Below are 10,838 nucleotides of genomic sequence, written 5' to 3' on the forward strand. Positions count from 1 at the left end.
ACGCGTAGATGTCGCACGGGCCGGACGCGGCCGCCTGCGCCGTACCGGCCGTGGCCGAAGCCCCGACCAGCGCACCCGCGACAAGGGCCGCCGCCGCCCCCACCCGGGCCAGCACCTTCAGCGAGAGACGGCGCGAGCGTACGGGCGGACTGACGGATGTCCGGCCGGCTTCGGCACCGGGTACTCCGCCGTGCTCTCCCGCCGCGCCCGGACTCCGGACGTCCCGACCGCCGAAACGGAGGAAGCGTCTTGTGCGTCTGGTTCCCATCTGGTCTCCCTACCTGCGGCGCGATCCAGCCCGCGATCCGTGTTAGCGCTCACACCACGAGAATGCAGGAACGCGCTGTTGTGAAGAGTGGGATTGCTGAGAGGTTTCGGAGTGAGACGGTGCTCTCAATTCCGCGGATCTGTCAAGGGTGTGACGCCCGCCCCTGGCCACAGACCCGCGGCCGGCTCCGCCGGCGCGCCGCGGGCCGGGCACCCCGCGCCGGAAGCCGACGCGTATACGACTCGCAGCGATCGGCCCGGCGTTGACCCGTAGGGCGATTGGTCCCGTTTGCGTCTCCTCGGCGCGCCCACCGCGCCTCCCATGTCCCTCGCCCGCCACGCCCGTGTACGCGGACGCCGATGTCCGCAGAGCGGTGCCTGCGTGATCAACGTGACGCGTGCGAGAAGGGTTGACAGCGGCGGCGGGGTGATGCACGCTGCCGCCGTTGCCTGTAGGACTTAGCATCTCATCGGCCAGCAGAATGTGTCCGACAAGTTGAGCGTGTTAACGTTCACAGCCGACATTGCGGGATCGCAACAGTACCCCTTGGCCGTCACCCCCCACCGCCAGGAGATCCGCAGTGAAGAACAGAATTCCGCGCCTGACCGCATGCCTGGCCGCCACGGCCATGGCGGTGGCCGGGTTGCTGGCAGGCGGCGTCACCGCGCACGCCGCTCCGGCGGCGGCCGCCGCGTCCACCACCGGGCAGTTCCACGGCGTGAACTGGGCGGACCCCAACGACAACTTCATCACCGGCCCGAACATCCCGGTGGGGCTGTCGCAGTCGGACAGCTACTCGACCGTGTACACGAAGTCGACCGCCATCCTGAAGGGCTTCCAGGGCCTGGGAGCCAACACCGTCCGCATGGGATTCAACGCGGCGACCACCTCCGGGTCCTGGTGGAACAGCTACACCGCGGCCCTGGACGCCGCGACCGCGCTGGGCATGAACGTCATCGTCGCCCCCTGGCTGCAGGGCGGGAAGGTCAGTGACACCGCGTCCTTCAACCAGATGTGGGACACGATGATCAACAAGTACGGCTCGAAGAGCAACTTCTACTTCGACATCATGAACGAGCCGTACGCCTACAACGCCACCGACCTGACCAACTTCGAGGCGTCCTGGCTGGCCCGCTACCCGAACCTGCCCCGCGGCCACGTGATCGTGCCCGGGCTGTACTCGGACGGGAACCTGTGCGCCGTCGGGTCGGACTCCAGGCTGTCGGGCACCTTGCTGTCCATCCACATCTACGGCATGTTCGGCGACTCCCACACCACCGAGTCCGCGTGGGTCAACGACTTCACCGGCGCCCTGTGCGGCCACGCCGACCGGGCCGTGCTCACCGAGTTCGGCGTCCCCATGAACACGGGCGTCAACTACAACGGCCCCAAGGACGGCAACAACGACCTGTCCTACCTCTACGGCATCACCGACACCGTCCGCAGCCTGGGCATGGGCTCCGTCCTGTGGACCGGCGTCAAGGAGGCGAACCAGACCTCGGGCCCCGGCCCGTGCGAGAACGCCTCGTGCGCCATCACCACCCTCAGCGGCAGCGGCACCAACCTGTCGGTGAACGTGACCAACCAGTCCGGCCTCGACCGGCTGCAGTGGGGCTGGGGCACCGGCACCAACCCCGGAGGCGGTAGCGGCGGCACGGGCGGCGGCGGCACCAACGTGCTGCGCGGCGTCGGCTCCAACCGCTGCCTCGACGTACCGAAGTCCTCGACCGCCAACGGCACGCAGACCGAGATCTGGGACTGCAACGGCGGCAGCAACCAGTCCTGGACGCTGAACGCCTCCAAGGAGCTGGTGGTGTACGGGAACAAGTGCCTCGACGCCTCCGGCAGCGGCACGTCCCCGGGCACCAAGGTGGACATCTGGGACTGCACCGGCGCCGGCAACCAGCAGTGGAGCCTCAACTCCGACGGCACCGTCACCAACCCCCAGTCCGGGCTCTGCCTCGACGTCACCAGCGCCTCGACCGCCAACGGCGCCCTGGTCGAGCTGTGGACCTGCAACGGCGGCAGCAACCAGAAGTGGACCCGTCAGTAGGCGGTCACGGGCCCTCGATCGTCCACGGCAGGCGGGTGTGCGCCTGCCGTGGACCGTATTCGTCTCCGGATCCGTCCCCGGATCCGCCTTGGATCCGCCTTGGATCCGCCGCTTGGGTCGAATCGTTTCGACGCGGGCCGGCCGACCGCGGCCACCGTCCCGCGTCCTCTCCCCCCACGAAAGAAGAGCCGATGAGACGCAAAAGCCTCTTCATGTCCGTACTGGCAACCCTGGCCCTCGTGCTGGCCGCCGTCGGAACCGCGCTGGGCAGCGGCACAGCCACGGCCGCCCCGGCCGCCGGGACCGGTGGCTGCGGCAAGGCGCCGTCGCTGTCGAGCGGTACGCACAACATCACCAGCAGCGGCCAGAACCGCAGCTACATCCTGCGGGTCCCGGCCAACTACGACCAGAACCACCCCTACCGGCTGATCTTCGGTTTCCCCTGGCTGGGCGGCACCGCCAACGACGTCGACTCCGGCGGCACCGACGGCTACAACTGGTCGTACTACGGCCTGCGGCGCCTCGCGGACCAGGCGAACAACGGCACCATCTTCGTCGCGCCCCAGGGCATCAACAACGGCTGGGCGAACACCAACGGCCAGGACATCACCTTCGTCGACGACATGCTCAAGCAACTGGAGGGCGGCCTGTGCGTCGACACGGGACAGATCTTCTCCTCGGGCTTCAGCTACGGCGCCGCGATGACGTACGCGCTCGCCTGTGCCCGGCCGACCGTCTTCCGCGCGGTCGCGGTCTACTCCGGGGCGAACCTCAGCGGGTGCAGCGGCGGCACCCAGCCCGTCGCCTACATCGGGCTGCACGGCCTCAGGGACAACGTGCTGCCCATCGCCAACGGGCGGTCGCTGCGTGACACGTTCGTCAGGAACAACGGCTGCACTCCCCAGAACCCGCCGGAGCCGGCGTACGGCAGCCTGACCCACATCGTCACCGCCTACTCCGGCTGCAAGGCCGGGTACCCGGTCGTGTGGGCGGCGTTCGACGGGGCCGGACACGACCCCGGTCCCATAGACGGCTGCACGTGCGACGGCTGGCACACCTGGACGTCCGGTGTGGTGTGGAACTTCTTCACCCAGTTCGACTCCACCGGCGGCACCACCACCGGCGGCACCACCACCGGGGGTACGACGACGGGCGGCACGACCACCGGGGGCACCACGACCGGCGGCACGACCACGGGTGGCACCACCACCGGCGGCACCACGACCGGCGGGACCACGACCGGCGGTACCACCACCGGCGGTACGACCACGGGTGGCACCGGCAACGGCGCGTGCTCGGCCACGTACTCCACCACCAACTCCTGGTCCGGCGGCTTCCAGGGCCAGGTCACGGTGACAGCCGGCAGCGCCGCGATCAGCGGCTGGACCGTCAAGTGGACCCTGGCCGGCGGACAGACCGTCACCCAGGTGTGGAACGGCACGCTGACCACCAGCGGATCGACCGCGACAGTCACCAACGCCTCCTACAACGGCTCCCTGGCCGCAGGAGGCTCCACCACCTTCGGATTCCTCGCCAACGGCACCCCGAGCACACCCACCCTCACCTGCACCAGCGCGTGACCGCACGGACGCCGGACACGACCGGCGCGTCCTAGTGGTTCCACCGGCCGCCGCCGTACGAGCCCAACCGGCTCGTACGGCGGCGGCGCCTCGCTGTGTGCGGTGGGCGCACGACTCCGGCAGCAAAAGGCTTGTACGACGCACCTCTTGAGGTACGGCCCATGGATGTGTCAGTCTCATTTCTGCATTCACTGGAGTCCCCCGCGGCCGGACTGCGCACACGCCTGCGACCCCCCACCCGAATGTGAGCGCTCACATCACCTGGGAGCGACCGCATTCCTCCCCCCAGGAGTGTCCCTGTGACCAGAGGTACCACCCTGACCTGGCCGTACGGCCCACTCCTGGCGCGGGCGACGTCGGGGGTCCCGCGCCGACGACCGGACCTCACGTGAACGAGGTGTCACACCCGCGTCTCGCGTGAGTCGACGTCCGAGCCGCCTCCGCGGGGCACGGGGGCATGAGTCATCGCTCATGAGCCTGATGCATCGTGCCGCCGTGTCCGGCCTCGGCGGCACGGACCGGTGAGCGGAGCAGTAACCGGTCGCCCACTCCTGCTGCGGTCAGGGCGCAGGCGTCCGCGTATCTCCTTCGCCCGCCGGTCCGCGGGAGACCGCCGTTCCGAGCACGTTTCTCCTCGAAGGAGGCTTCGATGTATCACCGCACGTCCTTTGGGCCGCCCGGCCTGCGCCGGGTAAGACCGCTCGCCGTGCTCCTGCTGGCCCTCGCCATGGCCGCGGCCGTGTTCGGCGGCCGGGCCGCCGCGAGCGGTCCCGCCACGCAGACAACTGCCGCGGCCCGTCCCGCGGCGGCGGCGGCGACCACCGACCTGCCGTGTGACATCTACGCGGCGGGCGGCACGCCCTGTATCGCGGCGCATTCCACGACCCGCGCGCTGTTCGCGGCGTACAACGGGCCGCTCTACCAGGTGCAGCGCGCGTCCGACCACGCCTACCACGACGTGGGTCTGCTGGCGGCCGGCGGGTACGCCGACGCCTCGTCCCAGACGTCCTTCTGCGCCGGCACCTCGTGCACCATCACGAAGATCTACGACCAGACCAGCAAGCACAACGACCTGCCCATCTCGTGGGGCGGCTACTGGAAGGGACCGGGTGCCAACGGCGCGGACATCGGCGCCGACGCGGCGGCCCTGCCGATCACCGTGGGCGGCCACCAGGCCTTCGGTATCAAGTCCACGCCCGGCACCGGCTACCGGATCGACCACGCCAACGGCGCCCCCACCGGCTCCCAGCCGGAGGGCATCTACATGGTGACCTCGTCGAACTACACCAACCAGTGGTGCTGCTTCGACTACGGCAGCGGTGAGAACTCCCACACCGACACCGGCAACGCCACCATGAACTCCATCTACTGGGGCAACGCCTGCTGGTTCGGCAACTGCGTGGGCAGCGGTCCCTGGGTCGAGGCCGACCTGGAGAACGGCATGTACCACACCGGCAGCGGCTCGAACAAGGACCCCAACAACCAGGGCGTGCACTTCCCGTTCGTCAGCGCCTGGGAGAAGAACAACGGGACGAGCAACTTCACCCTGAAATACGGGGACGCCACCAACGGCGGGCTCACCACCACCTATTCCGGCGGCCTGCCGAACGGCTACTCGCCCATGAAGACCGACAGCTCCCTGCTGCTGGGCACCGGCGGCGACAACAGCCCGTCGGGCCAGGGCGAGTTCTTCGAGGGCGCCATCACCGCCGGCTTCCCGTCGGACGCCACCGAGAACGCGGTGCAGGCGAGCATCACCGCGGCCGGCTACGGCGGCAACGGCACCACGCCTCCCCCCGGCAACGGAACCGCGCTGCGCAACAGCAACGCGGGCCGCTGCCTGGACGTGCCCAACCTCAGCCAGACCAACGGCACCCAGACGGAGCTGTGGGACTGCAACGGCGGCACCAACCAGCAGTGGACGTCGACCAGCGCCAAGGAACTGCGCGTCTACGGCAGCAAGTGCCTGGACGACGAGGCCAACGGCACGGCGAACGGCACCCGGGCGATCATCTGGGACTGCAACGGCGGCACGAACCAGCAGTGGAACATCAACTCCGACGGCACCGTCACCAACGTGAAGACCGGCCTGTGCCTGGACGCCAGCAACTACGGCACCGCCAACGGCACCATGGTTCAGCTGTGGCAGTGCACCGGCGCCAGCAACCAGAAGTGGACCCGCAGCTGAGCGCGTCCGCTGCCCGCGGCTGACCCGCCGCCGGCCACCGGCGCGGCCGCCGTACGCCGCGCCAGAGCCGTCCCCGGCCCCTACCGGCCGGGGACGGCCCAGCGAACCCACCCCGTGAAAAGAGAGCGACCCATGCTGTTCACCCCACGCAGACGCCGCCACGAGGGCGGCCGACCGCTCAGAGCGGCCGTCGTCACGGCGCTGGCCGCCGGCGTCGTCGTCGCCGCGCCCGCCGCGGCCTCGCACGCGGCGACCATGACCACCCTGTACGTATCGCCGACCGGCAGCGGCACCTCCTGCTCGGCCTCGGCCCCCTGTTCACTGACGCAGGCGAAGGCCTCCGTGGAGGCCGTCGACGGCAACATGACCGGCGACATCGTGGTGCAGCTCGCGGGCGGCACGTACCGGCTGTCCGACCCGCTCGTGCTCGGCGCCGCGGATTCGGGCAGCAACGGGCACACCGTCATCTGGCAGGCCGCCCAGGGCGCCAGTCCGGTGATCTCCGGCGGGCAGCAGGTGACCGGCTGGTCGCTGAAGGACTCGGGGAACAACATCTACGCGGCGTCCGTCCCGGTCGGCACCGACTCGCGGCAGCTGTTCGTCGACGGGTCGCTCGCACCGCGGGCGGCGATCTCGATCTCGCGGAACGACGTGAGCATCAACGCGGGCGGGATGACCATCGTCAACTCGGCCCTGAACTACCTGGCCTCGCTGCCGGAGCAGAACCGCATCGAGCTGGAGAGCCAGAACTCCTTCACCGACCGGTACGCCCCCGTGCAGTCCATCAGCGGCAGCACGATCACCATGCAGCAGCCCGCGTGGAACAACAACAACTGGGGCTACGACACCCTGTTCAAGCCCTTCGCCGGGGGCCAGCTGCAACTGGAGAACTCCTACTCGTTCCTGAAGAGCGCCGGGCAGTGGTACCTCGACCCGCAGGCCGGACAGCTCTACTACAAGGCGCCCTCGGGCTGGAACCCCGCCTCCCACGACGTCGAACTGCCCCGGCTGACCTCGCTGCTGCAGATCGGCGGCAGCTACAGCAGCCCCGCGCACGACATCGCGTTCCAGGGCATCGCCTTCAACCACACCACCTGGCTCCAGCCCAGCACCAGCGTGGGGTACGCCGACCAGCAGAGCGGAACCTTCCTGGGGCGTTCCTTCTCCCAGCCCTCGGACTTCATGACCTCCTGCCAGTCCGGCTGCCCGCTGTTCGAGGCCGCCCGCAACAGCTGGAACCAGGTGCCGGCGGCCGTTCAGGTCTCCGCGGCCCGGAACATCGCCTTCACCGGTGACACCTTCGCCCACCTGGGCCAGGTCGGCCTCGGTATCGGCAACGACGCCGACGCCCACGCCTCGGGCGTCGGCCTGGGCGCGTCCGGCATCACCGTCTCGGGCAGCACGTTCACCGACGACTCCGGCGCGGGCATCGTGGCCGGCGGCGTCCAGCCCGACGCCCACCACCCGTCCGACCCGGCGATGACGAACCAGGACATCACCATCCAGGGCAACCGGATCACCGACGTCGCCAAGGACTACAAGGACATGGCCGGCATCCTGTCGACCTACGTCACGCACGCCGTCATCACCCACAACGAGGTCGCCAACCTCGCCTACGACGGCATCGACGTCGGCTGGGGCTGGGGCGCCAACGACCCCGGCGGCAGCCAGGACTACCGCAACCGGGGCCTGTACAACTACCAGCCCGTCTACACCACGGCCACCACCCTGAAGAACACCGTGGTCAGCTACAACCTGGTGCACGGGATCAAGAAGGTGTTCCACGACGGCGGCAGCATCTACAACCTGTCCGCCAACCCCGGCGCCAGCATCGACCACAACTACATCTACGACAACCAGCACAGCGTCGGCCTGTACCTCGACGAGGGCTCCCGCTACGTGAACCTCAGCAACAACGTGGTGCAGGACTCCGGTGTGTGGGCCTTCACCAACGCCAGCGGTACCAACAACACCAACGACAACACCTTCTCCACCAACTGGTACAACTCGGGTGTCGCCAATGTGGCCACCGGCTCCCCGCACAACAACGTGCTCAGCGGGAACGTCTCGGTCAGCGGCACCAACTGGCCGTCCGGCGCGCAGCAGGTGATCTCCCAGGCAGGTGTGACGGGCGGCGGGAACACCGGCGGCGGGGGCACCCCCGGGGAGGTGCACGCGGTGGGCGCGAGCAAGTGCCTCGACGTGCCGAACGCCTCGACCACCGCGGGTACCCAGCTGGACATCCGCGACTGCGCCGGCGGCGCCGGCCAGATCTTCACCCGCACCTCCGGCGGGCAGCTCCAGGTCTACAGCGGCGCGAGCCAGCTCTGCCTGGACGCCAGCGGCCAGGGCACCAGCAACGGCACCAAGGTCGTCACCTGGACCTGCAACGGCCAGAGCAACCAGCAGTGGAACGTCAACTCCAACGGCACCATCACCGGTGCGCAGTCCGGCCTGTGCCTGGACGTGACCGGGGCCTCCACGGCCAACGGCGCCCTCGTGGAGCTGTGGTCCTGCAACGGCGGCAGCAACCAGCAGTGGACCCTCTCCTGAGGTTTCCTTCCGCCGGACGAACGGCGGCGCACCGGGGCCCGGTCCCGGTGCGCCGCCGTGTCGGCGGGAGCGATGCGGCTCCCGCCGGCGGATCGGTGGCCCGTGGCCGTCAGGCCCCGGGCTCCTCGCCGAGGTGCCAGATCTCCTCCAGGTCCGACCAGTGACCGCCGGCCCCGGCGTCGGGCCAGGGCTCCTGGCACGGGTCGGTGAGCCGCCACCAGCGCTGGGTGTCCGGGTCGGCGGCGATGGACGCGAGGTCGGCGTCGAGGTCGTCACCGTGGTACTCGAAGTAGCCGAACAGGACGTCGTCGCGGAGGAAGATCGTGTAATTGCGGATGTTCGCCGCACGCAGCGCGGCCTCCACTCCCGGCCACACGGCGCGGTGCAGCTCCAGGTACTCCTCGCGCCGCTCGGGCCGCAGCCGGATCGTCTGGGCGAAACGCTTCATACGGATGTCCTTCGTTCCAAGGGGAGGGCCCGGGCGGGTGCAGGATGAGCAGGCGCATCTTCGCAATTCTTGACCCCGGACGACAGGTCCGCGCCACCGGCCGGACGGGATGGGGATATCGCCCCAATATGGCCAGTCGGGATGAGTCCTACACATATTGCCCGACAAAAATGGTGGGTGTAAGATCGCCCGAGGGCCAGGGGCCGCACAGGGTTCCGCCCGCGACGCGAGACGAAGGAGGCGCGCCGTTGGACGGCGATCCTGTGGTGGCCGTTGCCGGCACCCCGGCGTCGGAGCAAGCCCCCGAGCAGGACGCGGCGACGGCGGCGTACCGTCCCGGGTACGAACTCGTCGCGGAGGAGATCCTGCGGCTCATCGTGGAGCTGCGGCTGCAGCCCGGTGACCGCATGCCCACCGAGAACCAGTTGGCCACACGCCTGGGGACCAGCCGGACGGTGGTACGGGAAGCGGTCAAGATCCTCTCGGCCATCGGCCGGATCCGGGCCCAGAAGGGGCGCGGCCTGTTCGTGGCGAACGACGCGGGCATGCTGAGCTCGTCCCGGTGGGGAAGCTTCTTCCTGCCCACCGACCTCGACCACGTCTACCAGCTCTTCGAGTTCCGCCGGGTCCAGGAGGTCGCCGCCAGCCGCCTGGCGGCCGCCCGTGCGACTCCGGCGGACCTGCGTGAGATCGAAGCGGCCGTCGAGACCTGCCGGGAAGGGCACCTGACCGGCAGGGACGAGCTGTTCGACCGGGGCGACGAGGACTTCCACCTCGGCGTCGCCAAGGCCTCGCAGAACCCGTTCCTCGTCGAGGCCGTGCGGGAGGCCCGGCGCCTCCAGCACCAGTCGAGCATCATCGGGATGCGCGGCTCGGTCGGCGGCCACGCGGAGGAGGCCGTGGCGGAGCACGCGGCGATCCACCGCGCGATCAGGGACGGCGACCCGGAGGCCGCGGCGCGGGCGGCGACGGTCCACCTGGACAACACACTTGAGGACTACCGCCGCGAGATCCAGCGCCGCGTCTTCGGCTGAACCGCGGCATGGCGCCACCGCGGCGGGCGGAAGGATCCGGGGCCCGGGCGGGCGGAAGGGTCCGGGCGCCAGGGCGCCCGGACCCGGAAGCCGATTCAACCGGCTCAGTCGGTTCAGTCGGTTCAACCGGCCATGCTCCACTGCTGGTTCGTCTGTCCGTTGCAGCTCCACAGCTGGATCTTCGTGCCGTTGGCGGTGCCGGCGCCGCTGGCGTCAAGGCACAGCCCCGACTGCACTCCGGTGATCGTGCCGTTGGCGTTCATGTTCCACTGCTGGTTGGCCTGGCCGTTGCAGTCCCAGATCACCACGGCGGTGCCGTTGCTGGTTCCCTGCCCCGAGGCGTCCAGGCACTTGGTGCCGTAGACCATGAGCTGCTTGCTCGACGTGTAGGTGAACTGCTGGTTGGCCCCGCCGTTGCAGTCCCACAACTGGGCCTGTGTGCCATTGGCCGTCGTGGAGTTGTTGATGTCGACGCAGCGCCCCGAGCCGACTCCCTTGATCGGCCCGGTACCCGGCCCGCCGGTGCCGCCACCGGTGGTGGTCCCGCCCGTGGTGGTCCCGCCCGTGGTGGTGCCGCCGGTCGTGGTGCCGCCGGTCGTGGTGCCGCCGGTCGTGGTGCCGCCGGTCGTGGTGCCGCCGGTGGTGGTGCTGCCCGGGGGTACGTAGGGGCACTTGCTGTGGTAGATCGACACGCCCGTGGGGTCGGCCAGGCTC

General features: G+C 69.7%; 7 protein-coding genes. 5 read left to right on the forward strand and 2 right to left on the reverse strand.

Features of this window, described 5'->3' with window-relative positions:
* The first annotated feature begins 848 nt into the window (after window positions 1-848).
* From K7G61_RS35215 to K7G61_RS35230, 4 genes are all read left to right on the forward strand, one after another.
* A complete protein-coding gene (locus tag K7G61_RS35215) occupies window positions 849-2,321 on the forward strand; it encodes a ricin-type beta-trefoil lectin domain protein (protein WP_225851231.1) in 1,473 nt (490 codons plus the stop codon).
* A 191-nt stretch (window positions 2,322-2,512) separates the two neighbouring features.
* On the forward strand, window positions 2,513-3,901 hold the full coding sequence (locus K7G61_RS35220; RefSeq protein ID WP_374204345.1) for a cellulose binding domain-containing protein: 1,389 nt from the start codon (window positions 2,513-2,515) through the stop codon (window positions 3,899-3,901).
* Between the two features lie 649 nt (window positions 3,902-4,550).
* Window positions 4,551-6,089 carry an arabinofuranosidase catalytic domain-containing protein gene (locus tag K7G61_RS35225; protein ID WP_225851232.1) on the forward strand — a complete coding sequence of 513 codons (1,539 nt, stop codon included), beginning with the start codon at window positions 4,551-4,553 and terminating at the stop codon, window positions 6,087-6,089.
* Between the two features lie 132 nt (window positions 6,090-6,221).
* On the forward strand, window positions 6,222-8,642 hold the full coding sequence (locus K7G61_RS35230; protein ID WP_225851233.1) for a ricin-type beta-trefoil lectin domain protein: 2,421 nt from the start codon (window positions 6,222-6,224) through the stop codon (window positions 8,640-8,642).
* 109 nt (window positions 8,643-8,751) lie between these two features.
* Here K7G61_RS35230 and K7G61_RS35235 read toward each other — a convergent pair whose 3' ends face one another.
* The gene (locus K7G61_RS35235; protein ID WP_225851234.1) at window positions 8,752-9,090 is read right to left on the reverse strand and encodes an L-rhamnose mutarotase; all 339 of its coding nucleotides are present in this window, start codon (window positions 9,088-9,090) and stop codon (window positions 8,752-8,754) included.
* Between the two features lie 248 nt (window positions 9,091-9,338).
* On the opposite strand from K7G61_RS35235, the gene K7G61_RS35240 reads away from it, so the two are divergent.
* Entirely contained in the window at window positions 9,339-10,124 is a 786-nt protein-coding gene (locus K7G61_RS35240) for a FadR/GntR family transcriptional regulator (protein WP_225851235.1), read from the forward strand.
* A gap of 122 nt (window positions 10,125-10,246) precedes the next feature.
* On the opposite strand, the gene K7G61_RS35245 is transcribed toward K7G61_RS35240, so the two are convergent.
* A partial coding sequence (locus K7G61_RS35245) for a ricin-type beta-trefoil lectin domain protein (protein WP_225851236.1) occupies window positions 10,247-10,838 on the reverse strand: 592 nt, incomplete at its 5' end.

Source organism: Streptomyces sp. HPF1205, assembly GCF_020400825.1.
In the GTDB taxonomy this organism is placed as follows: domain Bacteria; phylum Actinomycetota; class Actinomycetes; order Streptomycetales; family Streptomycetaceae; genus Actinacidiphila.

What these genes read in the sequence shown, in the direction of transcription:
- K7G61_RS35220 (WP_374204345.1), top strand. Translation starts at nt 2,513, where the DNA reads ATGAGACGCAAAAGCCTCTTCATGTCCGTACTGGCAACCCTGGCCCTC.
- K7G61_RS35225 (WP_225851232.1), top strand. Translation starts at nt 4,551, where the DNA reads ATGTATCACCGCACGTCCTTTGGGCCGCCCGGCCTGCGCCGGGTAAGA.
- K7G61_RS35230 (WP_225851233.1), top strand. Translation starts at nt 6,222, where the DNA reads ATGCTGTTCACCCCACGCAGACGCCGCCACGAGGGCGGCCGACCGCTC.
- K7G61_RS35235 (WP_225851234.1), bottom strand. Translation starts at nt 9,090, where the DNA reads ATGAAGCGTTTCGCCCAGACGATCCGGCTGCGGCCCGAGCGGCGCGAG.